Source organism: Microbacterium sp. (assembly GCF_047972865.1).
GTDB lineage: Bacteria > Actinomycetota > Actinomycetes > Actinomycetales > Microbacteriaceae > Microbacterium.
The window spans coordinates 1-20,809 of record NZ_JBKEAY010000271.1 but is presented as its reverse complement, the minus strand read 5'-3'; the positions used below and the strand labels follow the sequence as shown (position 1 = coordinate 20,809).

The following is a 20,809-nucleotide window of genomic DNA, read 5'->3' as shown; positions in this document are numbered from 1 at the left end:
CTGTCAGGTCGTCCCGGGTGTGACGCGGTCGGAGTCGAGGGGTCGGCGCCGGTCGATGGCCGGATCGGGTCCGACGGCGCTCACCTCGCGAAGGCGTCCAGACCCGCTGGCCAACGCGCATCAGGCCCTCTGACCCCGCCTCCCCGGCCCGCCGTCTTCCCGCGGCGCGGTAGCGTCGCACGGGAACGCTCGAAAGCGCGACGGAGAGGGGTAGGCCCGATGGACATCGGTCGAATGGTGGACGAGTACCTCGCGGGGGTGGAGGCCGCTGACCCGGCGCGCCTGATCGCGCTTTTCGCCGAGGGCGGCATCGTCGAATCGCCGTTGTACGGAACCATGCCGGCCGCGGAGTTCTATCCGATGCTGTTCGCCGACACGGCGAGTTCGGTGCTGACGTTGCGGGCCACGATGACGGGCACGGTCGAGGACCGCGCCGTCGTGAGCTTCTGGTTCGACTTCGACTGGACGCTGTCCAACGGGGAACCGGCCCCGTTCACGGTGGTCGACGTGGCAGAGCTCGACAACAAGGGGCTCATCGAGCGACTCCACATCATCTACGACACCGCGCCCATCCGCGAGGCGTTCCGCAGCGCTCACGGCGGCGCAGCGTAGCCCGGGTGATGCGCCCCGCGGCGTCGGCCGAGAAGAAACCCGACGATGCCGCCGAGGAGCACGAGACCGAGGATGACCAGCGCAATCCCGGCCCCGGTCAACGGGGTCAGGATGATCAGCGCGTCGGGGCGGACCGTCATCCCCGCGGTCGGTTGGTACGCGAACCAGCCGAAGGATGCCGTTTCCCCAGGAACGGCCATGATCATCATGACGGTACCGCCGACCACGAGCGCGAGGCAGGCGGTCGCGGCGACGATCAAGCCGACGGGGATGCGACGCATCCTGCCATCGTACCGGCGGCCCCACCGGCACGTCGGGCACCGCCCACCCCGGCGAGATCGCGCACACTGCGCCGGATCGCGGGTCCGCGCGACAGTATGCGCAGTCTCGGCAGGGGAGGCGCTTCGGTCAGCTGTCGCCGCCGGCGGGCGGCGCGGGCCGGCGCGTCCACTGCGCATCGTCCGGAGAGCGGACCCACTCCTGACGTGATTCACCCCACTCGCGAGCGACGTCGCGGAGCCAGATCGTGGAGTCCGGAGCCCACCCGGCGATCACCGAGGCGTGGTCGGCGTCGATCTCGATCCGTTCCGTGGCGGCGGACAAGTACCCGAGCGTGGTGAGGTGCACGGCATCCCACTGCTGCGCGACGCGTTCCCAATCCGGGATCAGCCATCGGCCGTCGCGTCCGGTGACGCGAAACCAGTCGTGCCTGCGGGATGCGGTGACCTCCACCGGGTACTCGCGGCACAGGGCGGCCCAGTCCTCGGAGGATCGGATCTCGAGCGTGTGCCCCGCGCCGCGCACCGGGACGACCGTCGCGACCTCCCAGCCCAGGGAGTCTTCGATCAGGTCCAGGGCGTCCGGGATGCTGCTGCGGGTGGCCAGGAGAAGTGTCGGCACCGACCACCACGTCCCGCTCATGGGGGCGCGTGGGTCGGAGGGACGCTCGCGGGTCGCCCGGGATTCGTCCGCTCGCAGATCGCGCGTCCAGTCGGCGAGGAGGGCCGCCGGGTCGGGGGACAGCGGCGCGCTGTCAGCGAGCGCACGCCAGTCCACGGCCCACTGCGCCGGCGCGGGCGGCGCGGTCGGATCCGGCACCACGGCGACGACCGGATCGACGACCCGACGCAGCGCCTCCCGGACCGCTGGGCGCGCCGCAGCGATATCCTCGCCGTCCGGTTCCTGCCAGTATCGGGCGGCGTCGATCGATGCCCGTAGGGCATCTCTGACCGTCGTGGCGTCGACGGCGGTGAGGTCGGCGCGGTCGATGAGTGCCGCGACGTCGGCGTCGCTGAAGCGAGGGTCCGCCGGCGGTGCGCCCTCGTCACCGGGGATGCGCAGCAGCGTTCCCGGATGGGGGTCCAAGTGGTGCCCGCGCCAGAACATTGCCGAGCTCACGGCCTCGTCAGCGCTTTTGGCGCACTCGAGGAGTAGCCGACGGCCGCGCGCACCCCGCAGCAGAGCGTCAGCCAGATCGATCATGCCCCCACCCTGTCGCGTGACCCGCATCCTGTCCACCGGCATCCGGTCGTGTACCTCGACCTATGCCCACGCACGGCCCTTCGACGTGCGGCAGGGGTGGGGAACTTGTATCGGTCGGCGGTGCGGGTCGGGCGCCGCTGGAGCGGGAGATGGGTGCCGGGCCGGGAGGAAGTCGCGGGCATTTTCCTGGTCAAAGGACAGAAACGAGTCTCGCGGGCACGGGTGAGGATTCGTTTCCACTTGTCTCTGTACGGGATACAGGTGCCCCCACAGACTTGATACAAGTTGTTCGGCAAAGCGGCCGAACCGCGAGGGGCGGCCCCGCCCGGCTACCCCATCCTCGGTGAGAGAGACGGTCATGAAGCTGACGTTCCCCGCGATCGATCGCGCGTCGACGGCGCCGCTGTGGTTTCAGATCATGCGCGCGATCGAGTCCCAGATTGTCGACGCGACCTGGGTTCCCGGTGACCGCCTCCCCAGCGAGAGCGAGCTGTGCGGCTACTTCGACGCGTCGCGCACCTCCGTCCGCGAAGCACTCTCGCGACTTGAGAGCGCCGGGATCATTTCACGCAGGCAGGGCAAAGGCGCCTTCGTCGAACGAGCGCAGGGCCCGTCGGCCTGGACGCTGCCGTCGGCACCGAGCCTGCTCGGCGAGTACAGCGAAGACGGCCGCAGCGCATTGACCTCCCAGATCCTCCGAGGCGGTATCGAACCCCTCCCGTCGTGGGCCGCCGCCGTCATCGCCAGAGGCGACAGCACCGGCTTCGTCCTCGAGCGGGTTCGCTCTGTCGGCTCGCGCGTGGCCGTCCACGTCACCAATTTCATGCCGGCGCGCCTCGCGGGGATACTGCCCGACCTGCGCGATCCGCGCGCCAGTCTGTACGCCACGATCACCCGCGTCGTCGGCACCCGGATCGCCCGGATGCATCGCACCATCGAGGCCGCGACGGCGGACCGCACTCTCGCAACTCTGCTTGAGGTCGAAGTCGGCCACCCGATCGTCGTCGTCGACGCGGTCGCCTACGACCAGACCGGCGAGCCGATCGACATCTCCCGCGCCTCCGTGCGCACCGACCGGATGCGCGTCAGCGTCGACACGGGGTTCGACGCCGGCGGGATGTCGCACGAGAGCGCCTCCGGTCGATACCCCACCTCGTCGCGGCCGGACGCGGCGCGCAGCCCCTCATCCCCGCGTCCCACCCGTTGACCTCACCACGACTTCAGGAGATTCGATGGCCGACCCACGCATCCTCATCATCGGCGACAGCTACATGTCCGCCGACGTCTTTCGCTCCGCGTTCACCCGGCGCGGGCTGGACGCCGACGCAGTGACGATGACCGTCGCCCAGCCGACCTGGGATGCCACCGCGATCTCGGAGTACGAGGGCGACCCCGCCGAGGTGGCCCGACTTGCGCAGGGCTACGAGATCGTCGCCTTCCACGCGGCGCCGTTCACCGCCGAGGTGATCGCCGGGCTGCCCGACCTGCGGTTGCTCGGCTGCGCCCGCGGCGGCCCCGTCAACATCGACCTCGAGGCAGCCCGCAGCCGTGGTATCCGTGTGACGACCACTCCCGGGAAGAACGCCGAAGCCGTCGCCGACCTCACCATCGGGTTCCTGATCTCACTCGTGCGCAACGTGCCGGCATCCGTCCGCGACGTCGACGACCGTGTCGCCGACGGGCGGCCCCTCGCGGAGTCGACTTTCGAGGGTGCCCGCTGGTTCGGGCGCGAGATCGGCGGGCTGCGCCTCGGCCTGGTCGGGTACGGCAACGTCGCACGGCTGGTCGCCGCCCGTGCCCTCGCGCTCGGCGCGACCGTCGCCGCCTACGACCCGTACGTCGACCCGTCCTCGGCCGCGGATGTCGAGATCGTCACCGACTTGAACGACCTGCTCGCCGCCAGCGACGTCGTCAGCGTGCACGCCCGGGCGACGGCCGACAACCGGCACATCATCGGAGCGCGCGAGATCGCTCGGATGCCGCAGGGGTCGTTCCTGATCAATACCGCGCGGGAGTCGCTCGTGGACGAACAGGCCATGCTCGGCGCCCTCCGCAGCGGTCACCTGTCTGGCATCGCTCTCGACGTCAATGAACCGGACGGCCCGTGGCGTGAGTTGGTCGCCCAGCCCAATCTGTTGCTCACCCCCCACCTGGCCGGCGCCACTTATGAGACCCTCGCGCGTGGCGCTGACATGCTGGCCTCCGAGATCCAGGCCCACCTGGGCGGCCATCCGCTGAGGTGGGAACGATGACCGCCTCCGGTCCCGTCTTCCTGGCGATCGACGCCGGTACCGGGTCGGCCCGCGCACTCGCATTCGATATCGAGGGACGACTCGTGGCGCACGCCTCGCAGGAATGGTCGCACGCGCCCGTCCCCGGCCACCCCGGGGGCACCGTCTTCGACACCGACAACGGGTGGAACGCGATCTCGACCTCGATCCGAACGGTGGTCGACTCCCTCGACGGTCGACCGGTCGCCGCCGTCGCCGCATCGAGCATGCGCGAAGGGTTCGTGCTCTACGACGCTGACGGCGTCGAACTGTGGGCCTGCCCGAACACCGACGGCCGCGCTCGCGCCGAAGCTGACGACCTCGTCCGGGAGGGCATCGCCGACGAGATCTACCGCATCGCGGGGGACTGGGTGTCGATCACCGCGCCCTCCCGGGTGCGGTGGATCGCGCGCCACCGTCCCGACATCATCGCCCGTGCCCGCCACATCGGGATGCTCAGTGACTGGGTCGCGACGCGGCTCACCGGCAGGTTCGTCACCGAACCGACCTGCGGATCGAGTTCGGCGCTGTTCGATCTGCGCACGCGGGGCTGGTCCGAGGACCTGGCGCGCGCAGTCGGCGTGAACCCCGGCATCCTGCCCGCCGTCGTCGAATGCGGCGCGGTCATCGGAGGCGTCACCGCTGCCGCCGCAGCGACCACGGGCCTCCCGGCGGGAACGCCCGTGGTCGCCGGCGGCGCCGACACGCAACTCGCGCTGCACGGCATCGACGCCCGGCCGGGCGCGCCGACCATCGTCGCGGGCACGTTCTGGCAGACGACCGCCGTGGTGGCCGAACCGCTGATCGACCCGGAACGACGGCTGCGGACACTGTGCCACGTGTCACCCAACACCTGGATGGTGGAGGGCATCGGCTTTTTGTCGGGGCTCGCGATGCGGTGGTTCCGCGACGCGATGTGCCCCGATGCCGTCGCGCTCGCCGCATCCCGCGGCACCTCCGCGTTCGCGTTGATGGAGGAGTGGGCGGCGCAGATCCCGGCCGGATCGAACGGGGTGATCGCGGCGATGGCCAACGTCATGCAGGCCGATGCCTGGCACCAGGCGGCTCCGGCCTTCGTCGGCTTCGACATCAACGACGCCGCGACGTCGTCGCGTGGAGCGTTCATCCGCGCGATCGAGGAGGCCGCCGCGATCGTCGCCGCGGCGCACCTCGACATCCTCTCCGCCCTCACCGACGGGCGGGCCCTGGCGGAGCGAACAGTGACGTTCACCGGAGGATCCAGCGCCGGCACGTTGTGGCCGCGGGTGATCGCCGACGCGACCGGCCTCGATACCCTCGTCACCCCCGCCCCCGAGGCGACCTCCTACGGTGCGGCCCGACTCGCCGCCCGCGGCATCGGCGCGTCACTGCCGCCGATGGGGCACCCCGACCGCATCGTGCACCCCGACCCGAGCGACCGCGACGCCTATCGCGAGATCTCGGCGCGCTGGCACCGCGTCTACCGCGACGTCATGTCGATCTCGGGGGACGACCTGCCCGCACTGTTCACGCCACCGGGCGCCGCGCGCACCGCCGGCGCGGAGCTGCCTGCCCGACCCGCCCACCTGGCCGAAAACCTCGGCTGAATCAGAACCGACAGAAACAGGAGTCCACCGCTCATGGCCGACCTCGAAGGCAACGCGACCGCCAAGCAGTTCCATCCCGACGTCCCCGCTCGCACTTTCTCGCACGCGATCCGGGGCGCCACGAGCCTCGACTGGGGCATGCAGAACCGACTCGCCCGCATCCTCGACCCGCGGACGGGCCGGACCGTCATGCTGGCCTTCGACCACGGCTACTTCCAGGGTCCGACATCCGGACTGGAACGCATCGACCTCAACATCGCGCCGCTGGCTGAATCCGCGGATGCCCTCATGTGCACCCGCGGCGCCCTGCGCACCTCCATCCCCGCCGCCACCCGATCGGGTCTGGTCCTCCGAGCCTCCGGCGGGCCCTCGATCCTGAAAGAGCTCTCCGACGAGTACACCGCGATGGCGATGGACGATGCGGTGCGGGTCAACGCCGACGCGGTCGCCGTGCAGGTTTTCGTCGGGGGTCCGTTCGAGAGCCGCAGCATCCGCAACCTCACGACCCTGGTCGACGAGGGGTACCGGACCGGAATTCCTGTGCTGGGCGTCACCGCGGTCGGCAAGGAACTCACCCGCGACGCCCGGTACCTGGGCCTTGCCACCCGGATCATCGCGGAACTCGGCGCCCAGCTGGTGAAGACCTACTACTGCGACGAAGGATTCGACGAAGTCGTCGCGGGGTGCCCGGTCCCGGTGATCATGGCCGGCGGCAAGAAGCTCCCCGAACTCGATGCCCTCACGATGGCCAGCAACGCCGTGCGCGCGGGTGCCGCCGGGGTCGACATGGGCCGCAACATCTTCCAGAGCGCCGACCCGGCGGCCATGATGCGCGCCGTCCGGGCCGTCGTGCACGACGACGTCGACCCTGCCGAAGCACACGAACTGTACCGCGAGGCCGCGGAAGGCGCGGTGCTCGCGTGAGCGCGGACGTGTTGCGCTGCGCCGACGCGAGTCTCCGTTTCGGCGACTGGGGTCCCGGCTACCTCTCGCGCAGCGACGATGCCGCGTTCGGTGTCGTGGTCCTGCGGCCGGGCGACGAGTTCGGAAACCACCTGCATGAGCGGCACACCGAGTCGTTCATCGTCATCGAGGGCCGAGCCGAGATCTGGATCGACCGGGACGCGTGCGTCCTCGTCGGCCCCGGCGACGTCCTGCACGCCGAGCCGCTCGAGGAGCACTTCATCCGCAATCCCTTTGCCGAGATCTTCCGTGCCGTCTTCGTCAAGACCCCGTGGGCCGACGGGGACAAGGTCGACAAACCGTGGACCCCCTCGGCATCCACCCCCGACCCTCAACTCTGACCCGCACCACCCCGAAAGGACAGCATCATGAGTACGCAACGACGCTCCTCATCCACCACCCCGATGACGCGGCGGTTCTCTGCCGCGATCGCCGCGGCATCGGCCACCGGCCTCATCATCACCGGATGCGCCGCCACCTCGGACAACACCGAGGCAGGTGCCCAGACCCTGAAGGTTCTCATCGCCGCACCGCAAGAAGGCGCCGGAAAGATCCTGGAGTCCGACTTCGAAGCGGCCACCGGGGTCGACGTCGAGGTGGAGGTCGTCCCCTATGACCAGATCCAGACGAAGGCGATCCTCGATGCGCAATCCGGGACGAACAACTACGACGTGATCCAGTACTGGTACACCTCCGTGGGGGCACTCGCCGAGGCGGGTGCGCTCGCCGACATCACCGACTGGGTGGACAGCGACGCAGACATCGACTCGCCGGACTTCATCGACGCGGTCTTCGGGCCGTACACCCAGTACGAAGGCGCGACATACGGCCTGCCGATCGACGGTGACACACACGTGCTGTTCTACAACAAGGCCATCTTCGAGCGGAACGGTGTCGAGGTGCCGACCACGTGGGATGAGTACATCGAGGTCGCCAAGACGATCACCGAGGCTGAAAAGGCCGATGGCGTGTACGGCAGTGCGCTGCTCGGATCGAAGAGCGCCTTCAACATCGGGTCGACGTTCTTCAACCGGCTCGCGACCATGTCGCCCGACCCGATCGACCCGCAGATGCCGCAACTGAACACCCCGGCCGCGGTCGCGGCCGCGCAGTCGATGCTCGACGCTGCACCCTACGCACTGCCGAGCCCGCTCGAGATCGGCTTCGAGCAGGCGCTGCCGCAGTTCCTGTCCGGCTCGGTCGGCATGATCGAGTTCTGGACCGACCTGGGGGTGTTCGCGCAGGACCCCGAACAGTCGAAGATCGTCGACGGCTGGGGAGTCGCGCCGCTCCCGGTCGGCCCGGAGGGTTCGGTCTCGGGGGCGCTCAACGCCGGATGGGCGATGGGCATCAGCCCGAGCGCGAGCGATCAGGACCTCGCCAAGCAGTTCGTCGCTTTCGCCTCGTCGAAGGCGATGAACGAGCAGCTCATCACCACCACCGGCTCCGGCGTCGACCCGATCCGCTCGTCCACACTCGACAGCCCGGCATACGTGGAGTTCGCGCCCGAGGTGTCCGCCGTCGCGGCCGAGGTGCTGCCCAACGCGCAGTCGTGGCCGACGTCGCCGCAGGCGCCGGAGATGATCCAGTCGCTCAGCGACAATCTGGCACTCATGTTCCAGGGCTCGCTCACGGCGCAACAGGCGATGGATCAGACCTGGGACGCCTGGCAGGCGCTCGCCGGTTGAGCCACCGAAACCCCACCCTCCGAAGAAGGAACTGCCATGTCGCAGGTCGTCAACGCCCGTGCCGACCGCCGTCACCCGTGGACGGGGCGGGCCCTGCTCGCCCCGGTGACGATCACGATCGCCGTCGTGGCGATCTACCCCCTCGCGTACATCGTCGCGTCGGCGTTCTCCGAGTCGTCGCTGGGTCGCCCGTTCACCGATTGGGTGGGGTTCGCCAACTTCGCGGCACTGCTGAGCGACGGGGTCACCATCCCGTCGCTCGGCAGGTCGCTCATCTTCGCGATCCCGTCGGCGCTGCTCGCCCTGGTCGCCGGTCTCGTGGTCGCGCTGTCGCTGGATGTCGCCGTGCGCAGCGGACGCGTCATCCGCGTGCTCCTACTGCTGCCGTTGATGACGCCGCCGGTCATGGCCGGCGTGATCTGGAAGCTCATGCTCGCGCCCACCGGTGGCCTGCTCAACAACATCGGGCAGGCGGTCGCCCCCGGGTCCGAACCCGCGCTCTTTCTCGGGTCGAGTCCGGCAGCGATGATCTCGTTGATCGTCGTCGATGCGTGGCAATGGACGCCGTTCTGTGTGCTGCTCGTCTTCGCCGCCCTGCAGACGTTGCCGACCGAGGTGTACGAGGCGTCGCAGGTCGACGGAGCCGGGGTGTGGCAGACGTTCTGGCGGATCACGTTCCCGCTCGTGCTCCCGAGCCTGGTGACCGTGCTGCTACTGAAACTGGTCGTGTCGTTCAAGGTCTTCGACCTCGTGTTCATCATGACCAGCGGCGGGCCGGGCTTCGACACCACGGTTTCCAGCTTCGCGATCTATCGGACGGCGCTGCAGACCTTCAACGTCGGCGCCGCCGCCACACAGACCATCGCTTTCCTCGTTCTCGTCACGATCGTCATCGTGCCGCTCAACGCCGTGCGGCACCGCATGCACCGGGAAGGGTGATCCGCCATGACACTCACAGCTGGTTCGAACCCCGTCGATCGCATGACCACGCGCGCCGTGGTCGTGCCCCGCGCGCGGCGCAGTCGCCCCGTCGGCGCGTCGTCGCCGTCACGTCCGGGCCGCCCGTCGCGGGTTGTGACGGCGGTCAAGTGGACGGTCATCGTCGTCGCGATCGCGGTCGCGGTTCTGCCGATCGTCTACATGGTGGGGATGTCGTTCAAGAGTCCCGACGACATCCTCTCCACCCGCATCCTGCCGTCGCGGCTCGCGTTCGAGAACTGGACGGCGGCGTTTCAGAACTGGCCGATTCTGACGTACCTGCGCAACTCGCTCGGCGTTGCGCTGGTCGCCGTCGCGGTCGCGCTGCTGATCGCGATCCCGGCGAACTACGCGATGGCGCGTCTGCGCGCCGGCGGCTCACAGACGCTGGGGCTGATCGTGTCGGCCTACGTCGCGCCGCCGGTCGTGGCGATCATTCCGCTGTTCGTCCTCATGAGGGCGGCCAACCTCATGGATTCGGTGATCGGTCTCGGGCTCATCGAGGGGCTGCTGCTGACCCCCGTCGCGGTCTGGCTGCTCGACGGCTTCTTCCGGGCCATTCCGGAGGAGATCGACGAAGCGGCTGCACTGGACGGATGCGGCCCGATTCGCACCCTGTGGTCGGTCATCCTGCCGCTGACCGCCCCCGGCGTGGTCGCGGTCGCGATCATCGTGTTCATCCTCGTGTACAACGACTTTCTCATTCCGCTGATGCTCACGCAGAGCGTGAACGCGCAGACGCTTCCGGTCGGGATCGCGCTGATGCAGGGCGGACGTGAGGTGATGTTCGGCCAGATGGCGGCGGCGAGCCTCGCCGGACTCATCCCGGTGTACCTGCTCGCTCTCTTCCTCCAGAAGTGGTTGGTCGGCGGTCTGACCCAGGGCGCCGTCAAATAGCCCCACCCCCGGGCCCCGCCCCGGCCCCCGACCGGCCCGGCCTCAGCCCGCGAGACTACAGGCGCGCTATCGAGACCGTGCGTATAGCGCGCGGTCTCGATAGCGCCGGTGTAGTCTCGCGGCTCAGGGGCTCGCGGGGCGGGGGCTCGCGGGGGGCGGGGGCAGGGGCGGGGCTAGCCGAGCCAGACAGCGCGGGCGCCGCTGTCGCCGACGAACGCGACGATCACGGTCGCGGTGACGGCGACGACGAGCGACGCGAACCCGAGGAAGACGCTCACGACCCGGCGCGTCCGCGGACGCAGGTCGCGGGGAGGACGGCTGTAGCGCTGCCACAACCACAGCCCGATCGACATGAACATGAGCGCGAACGCGGCGGGGTTCATCAGATCGGCCTGCGAGGTGTGTGCCTCGATCGCGGCCGTGGCGGTCACCTGCATCTCCAGCCACTCGCCGCTGACGTGCGCGAGCACCGCGAACACGGCCGCCGCCAGGCCGACGACCGGCGTGAGGAAGGTGAGCTTGCGGGCGGCCGCGGGCCAGACGGCGGTGAGCGCGAGCGTCAGCGCGCCGAGCGGGATGAGCACGGCCGCGCCGTGCACGAACAGCGGATGCAGCGGCAGCCCGGCGAGCTCCCAGTCGAACGAGTCCATGGACCCTCCTCGAATACGTCGTGGTCAGAAACGAAGGACGCTCACTCGTAGCGCAGCGCCTCGACGGGGTCTTTCCCCGCGGCCCGGGCTGCCGGGAGGGTTCCCGCCAGGAATGCGACGGCCATGATCACGCCGATCGTGACGACGATGGTGACGGGATCGAACGCGATCAGCGTCAGCCCGGGCAGGTTCGCCAAGAACGCGCCCGAGAGCGCGCTGCTGATCGCGGTGCCGGCCAGCACGGCCACGGCCACGCCGATCGCGCTGCCGAGGAACCCGATGAAGACCGCCTCGATGCTGAACAGTCCGAACACGCGCCCGCTGCCCATCCCCATCGCCTTCATCAGGCCGATCTCGCGGGTGCGCTCCTGCACGCTCATCAGCAGCGTGTTGACGATCCCGAACCCCGCAGCCAGCAGAGCGATCCCGGCGAACGCATTCAGGATGAGCACGATCGTGTCGATCACGGTCGTGAACGCCCCGAGCGTGTCGGCCGTCGTGGTCCCTTCGAAACCCTCGTCGGCCAGACGCTGCTTCAGCGCGTCGACCTGCTCGGCGGTGTACTCGGAATCGAACGTCGCGGTCACCTGCGCCCACTGGTCGAGCTGGTCGTCGGGGACCCCGGCGTTCTGCAGTTCGACGAGCTCGTCCTGGAGCACCGGGTTGGTCAGGAGGCTGGCGCCGCCGGGACCGGCGAGCGTTTCTTCCGTGACCGCAACGATCTCGGCTTCCACGGTGTGCTGCACGAACGCACCGTCGGTGAGGGCGATCGTCAGGGTGGCGCCGACCGCGTCAGCCGCCCCGTCGAACCCGAGCGGTGCGACGTAGTCGAGCGGCAGCGACACCTGCGGCTCGTCGCTGCCGGCGTCGGGTGCGGTGCCCGCGGTGGCTTGCACCTCCTGGCCGGGGGTCAGGGTGCGTACCGACGCGGTGTACCGGGTGCTGTCGCCGTACTGCACATAGTCCAGCTGCGCCGGCGTGATCGGCTCCACGTCGACGATCCCGGCGACCTCGGCGATCGCGTCGAGGTCGTCCTGACGCATCATCTCGGACGAGGTGCGGGCGGGCCCGTCGCCGGTGACGACGGCATCCGGATCGTACTCCTGCGGGGTGGTGTCGGTGGGGTCGTACGCCTCGTCGGCGACCTTGGTGACCGTCAGCACATCGCCGCCGCCGATCGCGGCGACAGTGTCGTCGATGTACCGGTTGATGCCGGTGCCGAGGCCGCTGGTCAGGGTGAGGGTGAACGCGCCGACGAAGATCGCCAGCACGGTGAGCGTCGTGCGGGCGCGAGCGCGGAAGGTGTTACGGATGCCGGTGCGCACCAGATCGGTGGTCCTCATCGGGCGACCTCCTCGACGATGCGGCCGTCGTGGATCCGCACCCGGCGGTCACAGCGGGCCGCCAGGTCGTCGTCGTGGGTGACGACGACAAGGGTGATGCCCTGTTCCCGATTGAGGGTGAACAGGATGTCCTCCACGACCTGACCGGTGGCGCTGTCGAGGTTGCCAGTCGGTTCGTCGGCGAAGATGATCCGGGGGCGGCCCACGATCGCGCGGGCGATCGCCACCCGCTGCTTCTGTCCGCCGGAGAGGTCGGTGGCCTTGTTGGCGGCCTTGTCGACCACCCCGAGCTGCTCCAGTGCCTCGCGGGCCTGTTCCCGCCGGGCACGGACCGGGACGCCGGCGATCGCGAGGGGGAGGGAGACGTTCTCCAGCACCGTTTGCGACGCGGTGAGGAAGAACTGCTGGAACACGAACCCGAACGTCTTGTTGCGGGCCGTGTTGAGCTCGGAGCGCTTCAGGTCCTTCACGTTGCGGCGGTCCAGCACGACGGTGCCCGCGGTCGGCTCATCGAGCAGTGCCAGCACGTGCATGAGGGTGGATTTTCCCGAGCCGCTCTTGCCGACGATCGCGAGGCTCTCGCCCGCGCGGATGTCGAGACTGATGCCGCGCAGGGCATCGAAGCGGCTGCTGCCGCTGCCGTAGGACTTTTCGAGGTCTCTCACGGCGAGCAGGGTCGTGTCGGTGGGGTTGGCGGGGCCGGTGGCATCAGGCATCCGGAGGTCCTTCCGTGGGTGTGCGTCAATACTGAAAAGCCTCTCCGAAGGCGCGCCCCGACGCGTCGCCCCACCGGGTCATCCGCGTACCCCTAGCGGGGTATTCCTGATGTGGAATCTTCACCGTCGGCCCGCCGGGGCGGATACTGGGGACATGTCCGACCCGTCCCCTCCCACGACCGCACGTCGCCGGGGGCTGGCGCGCCTCCCGGGCTGGGGGCGTGACGTGATCGCGGCGATCGTCGTGGCCCAGGCCACGATCGGGCCGCTGCGTCGCCTCCTCGACGAGCCGACGGTGTGGGCGTACGCGCTCGCGTTGGCACCGGCGGCGCTGATGTTCGTGCGGCGGCGCTGGCCGTGGGCCGCGCTGGCCGGATGCGTCGCCGCCTACTTCGCGACCACGTTCCTGCTCGGTGTCAGCCCGTTCGCGGCGATCCCGAGCGGCATCGCGCTGTTCACCATCGCCATCCGGTATCCGCGGCGCACGGTGGTGCTCACGACCCTGGCTCTCGTCGTCGCGATGGTGCCGGTGGCGTTCTGGCAGGAATCTGCCGCGAAGTACGCCACGGTCACGTCGGCGCCCGTCCCGTTCTGGCAGGACTCGGCCGAACAGCATCCGTTCAGCGTCCTCATCCTGACGACCCTCGCGCTGTGCGCCGCCCTCGGGGACGCCACCCGCACGCGTCGCGCCTGGATCGACCAGATCGTGCAACGGGCGGAACTGGCCGAACAGACCCGCGACGCCGAGGCCTCACGCCGCGTCGCCGAAGACCGCCTCCGGATCGCGCGCGATCTGCACGACACCGTCGCCCACCAGATCTCGGTGATCAGCCTCAACGCCGGCGTTGCCGACCGCACCTTGACCACCGACCCCGACGCTGCCCGCGCCGCCCTGGCGACCGCCCGCGCCGCCTCCCGCGACGTGCTCGGTGAGATCGGCGACCTGCTCGCCACGCTCCGCGCCCCCGACGAGGCCGCGCCTCGGGGACCGGTACCGGGAATCGCGCAGCTCGACGGACTGTATGCGTCGTTCGAACGGTCCGGACTTGCCGTCACGGTTCGTCACGAAGGCGGCCGGGGTGACGGCATCCCGACCGCGGTCGACGAGACGGTCTACCGCCTGGTGCAGGAGTGCCTCACCAACGCAGGCAAGCACGGCGCCGACGACCGCGCGCATGTGTGGCTGGAACACCGTGACGACGCGGTGCACTTGGTCGTCACGAACCCGGCCGCTGCTGAAGGAGCCGCCGACCGGCCGCCGGGGCACGGCATCCTCGGCATGCGCGAACGCGTCGCCGCGCTCGGCGGGACGATCGATATCTCGCAGCACGCAGGCGTGTTCCGGGTGGATGTGGTGCTGCCGCCGCCCCGGCCGGATGCTGCGGACGGGGCGGCGCGATGATCCGTGTGCTCGTCGTGGACGACCAAGCCCTCATCCGCACCGCCATCGTTCAGATCATCGGCAGCGAACCCGACATCGAGATCGTCGGGCAGGCCGAGACCGGGCAGGCCGCGTACGACCTCGCGCGACAGCTGCGCCCCGATATCGTGCTGATGGACATCCGGATGCCGGTGATGGACGGCATCGAGGCGACCGGCCTCATCTGCCGTGACGCCGCGCTGGAGAGTACGCGCGTGCTCATCCTCACGACGTTCGAGGAGGACGAGTACGTCGTCGCGGCGCTGCGAGCTGGGGCCAGCGGGTTCGTGGGTAAGGGCGCCGAGCCCGACGACCTGGTTCGCGCGCTCCGCGCCGTCGACGCCGGTGATGCGCTGCTGTCGCCGGTCGCCACCCGCGGGCTCATCGACCGCTATCTGCGGGTCGATGAGCGCGTCGAGTCCACGGGATCCGGCTTCCGTGTGCCCGAGCTCACGGCCCGCGAGAACGAGATCCTCGTCCTGATCGCGCGGGGCGAGTCGAACGACGACATCGCCCGCACGCTGTTCATCTCCCCGCACACCGCGAAGACTCACGTCAAGCGCATCATGGCCAAGATCGGCGCCCACGACCGTGCCCAGTGCGTGATCTTTGCGTACGAGCACGGCCTGATCACCGGCCGGTGACGGCTCCCCTCGTTGGTCAGTTTGCGCGAAGTGGCAGACTGTGACGGGAGCGAAGGGGCACACCATGATGATGATCGCGGACCGCAGCGCGGGGGACCGGCAGGGCTGACCGGCACCATGGATCTGGGACTGCAGGGAAAGGTCGCCCTTGTCGTGGGCGGAACGGGACTGGTGGGCACGGCGATCGTCGCCGCGCTCCGAGCGGAAGGTGCCACCGTCATCGCGGCGGCGCGCGGCGACGACGCCGACCTCTTCATGGATGCCCGTGACGCCAGCTCCGTCGACTCCGGGATCGAGGACGTCGTCCGAGATCACGGCCACCTCGACGTAGCGGTGATCTCCGCCGCGCCGAGCGCTCGAACCCTGGATGCCGCGCACAACGCCGACCCGGACGCTGTGCTGCAGGCGATCGATGAGAAGGCGATGGTGTTCCTGCGGGTCGCGAACGCCGTCCTCCCCCTCATGCGCGAGCGCGGCGCGGGGCGCGTCATCGGCGTCAGCGGACAGAACGCCTTCATGACCGGAAACGTGCGCGGTTCGGTGCGCAACGCCGCGCTCATCCTCACCGCGAAGAACCTGGCCGACGCGTATGCAGGCACCGGCGTGACCGTCAACGTCGTCAGCCCCGGCACCGTGTCGGCCGAACCGCGCGATGAGGTCGGCCCCGGGCGCGGCGGCGAGTCGAGCCCGGAGCAGATCGCCGACGTGGTCGCGTTCCTGGCATCGCCCCGCGCCGCCGCCGTCAGCGGCGAGTCGATCGCCGTCGGTCATCGCCTTCGCGGCGTCACCTCGATGTAGTGGCCCGGTGCCGGGCCGCGGCCTCAGCCGGTGACGCAGGCGAACGAGGATGCGGCGTCGGGGTCGGAGCCGGTGTACTGCGGCCACTGCGGGTACTCGCACATCGGGCGGGTGCGGCCGGCGGTGGCCTCGTTCGCGTCGATCATCACCAGGTCTTCGGGCGCCTGACGGTGCTCGACCCAGTCCATCAGAGCCGGGAGGGCGTCGTACGTCGCCGAGAACGGCCCGAAACCGTGCGAGAAGCCGGGCATCTCGTAGTACTTCAGGAACCGGTCCACCCGGCGCTCGCCGAACGCGTCCACCTGTCGCTCGTAGAACGCGCGGGTGTTCTCGGGCAGCACGCCGTCGTCGGCGAGCCCCGTGGTGAGGATCATCTTGCCGCCGCGGCGGGCGAACGCCGACAGGTCGACATCGGTGCTGTCGAGGATCTCGCCGACCTCCTGAATGCGATCGGACCACTCGTCGAGGTCGAACTCGCGGGTGTCGTAGGCGGGGTCGCGCGTGATGATGTTGGTGGCGATCGCGTTGAGCACCGTGTAGTGGAACGCCTGGGTGCCGTCCACGGGATAGGGCGGCTGCGGCGAGGTGCCCAGCGTGAACCGCTCGTAGGTGCCCCCGTAGTAGATGGGGCTGGCGGGCACGATGCTGTTCCCGGCGATCTCGAACCCGAGGTCGTGCTCGCCCGCGAGCGTCCGGGTCGTCTCGATCTGGGCATCCGACAGACACGAGTCGCCGGCCGCGTCGCCGTACGCGCAGCGCAACGTCTCGACGTCGAAGGTGGTGAGGCACGTGGCGGTGTCGGAGATGATCCCGTCGGCCAGTCCGTCGAGGGGATCGCAGGTGTCATAGACGGCGTCGACCAGCATCTGCGTTTGGGTGGGGGTGAGCCAGCCGACGCCGCCGTCTCGGTACAACGCGTCGCGATACACCGATCCGACCCCCGCGTGCATCATGGCGACGTTGTATGCGGGGGTGCCGGCGACGACACCGTCGTAGTCCTTGGGGTACAGGCCGGCGGCGTTGATCGCCTCGTGGCCGCCCTGCGAGAAACCGATGAAGTAGAAGTATCGCGGCTGCTTCTGGTACGCCGCGCGCATCAGCACCATTGCGGCGTCGTGGGTCTTCTTGATCGAGTCGGTGCCGTAGTCGGCCAGGGCCTCGTCGTTGAGGCCGAAGGCGGAATCGAAGCCGACGCCGGTGTGCCCGCCGTCGGACCCCAGCGTGACGAACCCCTGTTCCAGCGGCGTGCGCTGGCCGACCGGCTGCAGCTGGTACGCGTCGAGCCCGGTGATGAGCGTGCCGTCGTATCCGCCACCGCCCATCTGCAACGCACGACGGTTCCAGTTCGCGGGGAGGTTCACCTGGAACTCGATGCCCGGAGCGGACGCATCGACGGGATCGATGTGCCCCACGACGCGGCACCGTCCGCCCGCGGTGGCCACCCAGGTCGCACTGGTGATGCGAGCCCCGGTCGTCGGCAGCGCGATCTTCCGCGCCGGGATCGTGAGGTCGGCGAAACCGTCGCAGCGCTGCTCGGTCAGCCGCGGTGCGTGGCCGCGTCCGTCGCCGGATGCCGCGCTGCCCGCTGTGAGCGCTCCCATGCCCAACGCGACGACAGCGATGACGGTCGCAAAGGTCGTGATGCGTCGCATGATGCCTCCCCGATGGCCTGGATGCACGAAGGTTCTGAACCCCTGTGAGGCTGAGCATATTCGCGCGGCCACCGACGGAACCGACTATGAGAGGTCTCTCATCGCGGTGGGTCAGCGCACCCCGCGCGCGCCAGCGTGCGGCGGGCCTGGCGCAGCACCGGCTCGTCGACCATTCCGCCGCGGAACGCGAACACGCCGCCCTGACCGCGGCCGGCGGCCAGCAAATCCCGCGCCCACACGATCGTCTCGTCGCTGGGCCGGTACGCGGTGCGGACGGTCTCCACCTGGGCGGGGTGGATGCAGGCGGTCGCGGCGAACCCGCTCGCGGCGGCGTCGGCGGCCTCGGCGGCCAGACCCGCCTCGTCGTGGATGTCGAGGTGGACGGCGTCGATGGCGGCCTTGCCGTGCGCCCCCGCCGCCAGCAGCACCTGCGCCCGCGCGAACCGTGCCACGTCGCGGTAGCCGCCGGATGGGTGCCGGCTGGAGGATCCGCCGAGCGAGGCGACGAGATCCTCCGCGCCCCACATGAGCGCGACCACCGTGGGACGGGCGGCCAGCTCGGCGACCGCCTGCACCCCCGCCGCCGTCTCGCACAGCGCGACCACCTCGAATCCGCCGTCCACACCGTCCACGTCGGCGGCGCTCGACGCTTTCGCGAGCATGACGGTGCGCAGCCGGGTCTGGGCCAGGGCGGTGAGGTCGGCGTCGCGGTCGGCCGTTCCGGCCCGGTTCACCCGCACGATCACCCGGTCGGGGTCGAGATCGGCCGCCACGAGAGCCTCCCGTGCGGCGGGCTTGGCGGCATCGGCCACCGCGTCCTCGAGGTCGACGATCACCGCGTCGGCGCGGGCGAGCGCCTTGTGGATGCGGTCGGGTCGGTCGGCGGGGCAGAACAGCAGCGCGGGCCCGTGGTCGAGGGCGCTCACCGTTCGCCCTCCTCGTCGGGGCGGCGCCACATCAGGGCGACGCGGGTGGCCCGCGCGACGACCGCGCCGGTCTGCGTGCGCCCGGTGTGCCGCATCGTCACCACGCCCTGGCGCGGGCGGGAGCCCGAGGGCCGGGTCGCGACGATCTCGGTGTCGGTGTACAGGGTGTCGCCGGGCAGCAGCGGATGCGGAAACTCCACATCCGTCAGCGACACCTGCGCGACGAGGGTGCCCAGTGTGAGCTGGCCCACCGACGCGCCGATCATCGTCGAGAGCGTCCACATCGAGTTCATCACCCGCTGCCCGAACGTCTCTGCCCCGGCGTACGCGGCATCCAGGTGCAGCGGCTGCGTGTTCATCGTGAGCGACGAGAACAGCACGTTGTCGGCCTCGGTCGCGGTGCGCCCGGGGCGGTGCAGGTACCGGGCGCCGACGGCGAACTCCTCATAGTAGAGCCCGCGCTGTGTGATCGCGTTCCCGGTCCCCTGCCCGACGGCGTTCACGAGCGGGCCCCGAGTCCGAGGGCGCGGGCGATCACGAGCAACTGCACCTCGGTGGTGCCCTCGCCGATCTCGAGGATCTTCGAGTCGCGGAAGTGACGCGCGACTGTGTACTCGTTCATGAATCCGTTGCCTCCGAAGATCTGTGTGTCGTCGCGAGCATTATCCATCGCGGCATCGCTCGCGGTCATCTTCGCCACCGCCGCCGACGTCGCGAACGCCGCGCCCGCGTCGCGCTGCCGGGCCGCGTGATGCCAGGCCAGCCGAGCCGTGTGCACGCGCGCGTGCATGCGCGCCAGGGTGAACTGGATGCTTTGCCGGCTCGACAGTGTCGCCCCGAACGCCGTGCGCGCGTCGGCGTACGCGAGGGCCTGCTCCAGGCAACCCTCGGCGGCGCCGGTGGCGAGGGCGGCGATCGCGACGCGGCCCTCGTCGAGCACCCCGAGGACGTTCGACAGGCCCCGGCCGCGCTCGCCGAGGAGGTTCCCGCGCGGGACCCGTGCGCTGCGGAACGTGAGCGGGTGGGTGTCGGAGGCAAGCCACCCGACCTTGTCGTACCCGGGCTCGACCGTGAACCCGGGCGTGCCGTGGGGCACGACGATCGTGGAGATCTCCTTTCGGTCGCCCGACCCGCCGGTGACGGCGGTGATCGTCACGAACCGAGAGATGTCGGTGCCCGAGTTGGTGATGAACTGTTTCGAACCCTCGATCACCCAGTCGTCGCCGTCGAGGCGGGCGGTGGTGCGGGTGGCGCCGGCATCGGACCCCGCCTCCGCCTCGGTGAGCCCGAACCCGGCCAGCGCGCGGCCGGCGAGCAGGTCGGGGAGCAGGTCCTCGCGCTGATCGGGGGTGCCGAACCGGTACACCGGCATCGCGCCCAGACTGACGGCGGCCTCCAGTGTGATCGCGATGGACTGGTCGACGCGGGCGAGGGCTTCGATCGCCAGGCACAGCGCGAAGAACGTACCGCCCTGGCCGCCCACCTCCTCGGGAAAGGGCAGACCGAACAGGCCCAGCTCGCCCATGTGCGCGACGACGTCGAGGGGAAGGGCGCGATGCCGGTCCGCTTCGTAGGCGCGGGGGGCGACGATGTCGTCGGCGAACGCCCGCACCGTCCCGGCCAGTTCGCGTTCCTCGTCGGTGAGGTCGTAGGCGTCCATGGGTGCTCCTCAGTGGGGGGATGTCGGTTCGGGGGACACGTGCGCGACGATCTCGTCGCGGCGCACTTGCGCGCCTGTGGCGACCGCGACGCGGGCGAGGCCGTCGTGGGGTGCGGTGATCGGATGCTCCATCTTCATCGCCTCGATCGTGACGAGCCGCTGGCCGGCCGTCACCGCCGCGCCGTCGGTGACGTGCACCGCGACGACCGTGCCCGGCAGCGGGGCGCGCAGGTCGGGGTCGGTCGTGCTCTCGGGCGATCCGGTGGCGGCCCGGCGGTGCCCCATCGCGTCGCGCCGGGTGCGCGGACGCAGCGCCCACGTGCCGGCGCGGGTGTGCACCCAGACCCGGCCGTCGTCGGCGAGGGCGGTGCGGATGCTGGGGTCTGCGGCGGCATCGGCGGCATCCGCTTCGACGAGGGAGCCCTCGCCGGTCTCGGCGAACACCGGGACGGGGGCCGTGCGCGCACCGGCGCGCCACCCGGTGCCGGCGCGCCACAGCGGGCCCGCCCACCCGGCGCGGCCCA

Annotated in this window: 22 protein-coding genes; 12 read left to right on the top strand and 10 right to left on the bottom strand. The window is 70.2% G+C overall.

What is annotated here, in order from left to right; translation table 11 throughout:
- The first annotated feature begins 219 nt into the window (after nt 1-219).
- Complete coding sequence (locus tag ACK5KK_RS16285; RefSeq protein ID WP_416891129.1) at nt 220-612, top strand: nuclear transport factor 2 family protein; 393 nt, start codon at nt 220-222, stop codon at nt 610-612.
- Here the strand turns inward: ACK5KK_RS16285 and ACK5KK_RS16280 are convergent.
- Nucleotides 594-893: a hypothetical protein gene (locus tag ACK5KK_RS16280; protein ID WP_416891128.1), complete on the bottom strand. Its 300-nt coding sequence runs from the start codon at nt 891-893 to the stop codon at nt 594-596. The two genes, ACK5KK_RS16285 and ACK5KK_RS16280, sit on opposite strands and share 19 nt — an antisense overlap.
- Nucleotides 894-1,020: 127 nt before the next feature.
- Nucleotides 1,021-2,094 (bottom strand): hypothetical protein, encoded by a 1,074-nt coding sequence (locus tag ACK5KK_RS16275; protein WP_416891127.1) that lies wholly within the window; start codon nt 2,092-2,094, stop codon nt 1,021-1,023.
- 358 nt (nt 2,095-2,452) lie between these two features.
- Here ACK5KK_RS16275 and ACK5KK_RS16270 point away from each other — a divergent pair, with 358 nt between their 5' ends.
- The 8 genes from ACK5KK_RS16270 to ACK5KK_RS16235 are packed head-to-tail and all read left to right on the top strand — an operon-like array spanning nt 2,453 to nt 10,476.
- Complete coding sequence (locus ACK5KK_RS16270; RefSeq protein WP_416891126.1) at nt 2,453-3,301, top strand: GntR family transcriptional regulator; 849 nt, start codon at nt 2,453-2,455, stop codon at nt 3,299-3,301.
- A gap of 25 nt (nt 3,302-3,326) precedes the next feature.
- The gene (locus tag ACK5KK_RS16265; protein ID WP_416891125.1) at nt 3,327-4,346 is read left to right on the top strand and encodes an NAD(P)-dependent oxidoreductase; all 1,020 of its coding nucleotides are present in this window, start codon (nt 3,327-3,329) and stop codon (nt 4,344-4,346) included.
- On the top strand, nt 4,343-5,950 hold the full coding sequence (locus ACK5KK_RS16260) for an FGGY family carbohydrate kinase (protein WP_416891124.1): 1,608 nt from the start codon (nt 4,343-4,345) through the stop codon (nt 5,948-5,950). Before ACK5KK_RS16265 ends, ACK5KK_RS16260 begins: the two co-directional genes overlap by 4 nt.
- A 33-nt stretch (nt 5,951-5,983) precedes the next feature.
- The gene (gene lsrF, locus ACK5KK_RS16255) at nt 5,984-6,874 is read left to right on the top strand and encodes a 3-hydroxy-5-phosphonooxypentane-2,4-dione thiolase (RefSeq protein WP_416891123.1); all 891 of its coding nucleotides are present in this window, start codon (nt 5,984-5,986) and stop codon (nt 6,872-6,874) included.
- Nucleotides 6,871-7,254 (top strand): cupin domain-containing protein, encoded by a 384-nt coding sequence (locus ACK5KK_RS16250; RefSeq protein ID WP_416891122.1) that lies wholly within the window; start codon nt 6,871-6,873, stop codon nt 7,252-7,254. The genes lsrF and ACK5KK_RS16250 overlap by 4 nt, the downstream gene beginning before the upstream one ends.
- 27 nt (nt 7,255-7,281) lie before the next feature.
- Nucleotides 7,282-8,601, top strand: coding sequence for an ABC transporter substrate-binding protein (locus ACK5KK_RS16245; RefSeq protein ID WP_416891121.1), 1,320 nt, complete (start codon nt 7,282-7,284; stop codon nt 8,599-8,601).
- Between the two features lie 36 nt (nt 8,602-8,637).
- Nucleotides 8,638-9,540, top strand: a complete 903-nt coding sequence (locus ACK5KK_RS16240; RefSeq protein ID WP_416891120.1) for a carbohydrate ABC transporter permease — start codon at nt 8,638-8,640, stop codon at nt 9,538-9,540.
- A gap of 6 nt (nt 9,541-9,546) precedes the next feature.
- The gene (locus tag ACK5KK_RS16235) at nt 9,547-10,476 is read left to right on the top strand and encodes a carbohydrate ABC transporter permease (RefSeq protein WP_416891119.1); all 930 of its coding nucleotides are present in this window, start codon (nt 9,547-9,549) and stop codon (nt 10,474-10,476) included.
- Between the two features lie 173 nt (nt 10,477-10,649).
- On the opposite strand, the gene ACK5KK_RS16230 is transcribed toward ACK5KK_RS16235, so the two are convergent.
- The 3 genes from ACK5KK_RS16230 to ACK5KK_RS16220 are packed head-to-tail and all read right to left on the bottom strand — an operon-like array spanning nt 10,650 to nt 13,185.
- Nucleotides 10,650-11,126, bottom strand: a complete 477-nt coding sequence (locus ACK5KK_RS16230; RefSeq protein ID WP_416891118.1) for a DUF2231 domain-containing protein — start codon at nt 11,124-11,126, stop codon at nt 10,650-10,652.
- Between the two features lie 41 nt (nt 11,127-11,167).
- Nucleotides 11,168-12,469 carry an ABC transporter permease gene (locus tag ACK5KK_RS16225; RefSeq protein ID WP_416891117.1) on the bottom strand — a complete coding sequence of 434 codons (1,302 nt, stop codon included), beginning with the start codon at nt 12,467-12,469 and terminating at the stop codon, nt 11,168-11,170.
- Nucleotides 12,466-13,185 (bottom strand): ABC transporter ATP-binding protein, encoded by a 720-nt coding sequence (locus ACK5KK_RS16220; protein WP_416891116.1) that lies wholly within the window; start codon nt 13,183-13,185, stop codon nt 12,466-12,468. Before ACK5KK_RS16220 ends, ACK5KK_RS16225 begins: the two co-directional genes overlap by 4 nt.
- A gap of 154 nt (nt 13,186-13,339) precedes the next feature.
- Here ACK5KK_RS16220 and ACK5KK_RS16215 point away from each other — a divergent pair, with 154 nt between their 5' ends.
- From ACK5KK_RS16215 to ACK5KK_RS16205, 3 genes are all read left to right on the top strand, one after another.
- Complete coding sequence (locus ACK5KK_RS16215) at nt 13,340-14,587, top strand: sensor histidine kinase (RefSeq protein WP_416891115.1); 1,248 nt, start codon at nt 13,340-13,342, stop codon at nt 14,585-14,587.
- Nucleotides 14,584-15,249 (top strand): response regulator, encoded by a 666-nt coding sequence (locus ACK5KK_RS16210; RefSeq protein WP_416891114.1) that lies wholly within the window; start codon nt 14,584-14,586, stop codon nt 15,247-15,249. Before ACK5KK_RS16215 ends, ACK5KK_RS16210 begins: the two co-directional genes overlap by 4 nt.
- A gap of 117 nt (nt 15,250-15,366) precedes the next feature.
- A complete protein-coding gene (locus ACK5KK_RS16205) occupies nt 15,367-16,047 on the top strand; it encodes an SDR family NAD(P)-dependent oxidoreductase (RefSeq protein ID WP_416891113.1) in 681 nt (226 codons plus the stop codon).
- Nucleotides 16,048-16,070: 23 nt separating this feature from the next.
- Here the strand turns inward: ACK5KK_RS16205 and ACK5KK_RS16200 are convergent, their stop codons facing one another.
- The 5 genes from ACK5KK_RS16200 to ACK5KK_RS16180 all read right to left on the bottom strand — a co-directional run.
- The gene (locus tag ACK5KK_RS16200) at nt 16,071-17,699 is read right to left on the bottom strand and encodes a tannase/feruloyl esterase family alpha/beta hydrolase (protein WP_416891112.1); all 1,629 of its coding nucleotides are present in this window, start codon (nt 17,697-17,699) and stop codon (nt 16,071-16,073) included.
- 98 nt (nt 17,700-17,797) lie between these two features.
- A complete protein-coding gene (locus tag ACK5KK_RS16195) occupies nt 17,798-18,625 on the bottom strand; it encodes an HpcH/HpaI aldolase/citrate lyase family protein (protein WP_416891111.1) in 828 nt (275 codons plus the stop codon).
- Nucleotides 18,622-19,128, bottom strand: coding sequence for a MaoC family dehydratase (locus ACK5KK_RS16190; RefSeq protein ID WP_416891110.1), 507 nt, complete (start codon nt 19,126-19,128; stop codon nt 18,622-18,624). The genes ACK5KK_RS16195 and ACK5KK_RS16190 overlap by 4 nt, the downstream gene beginning before the upstream one ends.
- Nucleotides 19,125-20,285 carry an acyl-CoA dehydrogenase family protein gene (locus ACK5KK_RS16185; RefSeq protein ID WP_416891109.1) on the bottom strand — a complete coding sequence of 387 codons (1,161 nt, stop codon included), beginning with the start codon at nt 20,283-20,285 and terminating at the stop codon, nt 19,125-19,127. Before ACK5KK_RS16185 ends, ACK5KK_RS16190 begins: the two co-directional genes overlap by 4 nt.
- Nucleotides 20,286-20,294: 9 nt before the next feature.
- Nucleotides 20,295-20,809 (bottom strand): acetyl-CoA carboxylase biotin carboxyl carrier protein subunit (locus tag ACK5KK_RS16180; RefSeq protein WP_416891108.1); only part of this gene is annotated, 515 nt, incomplete at its 5' end.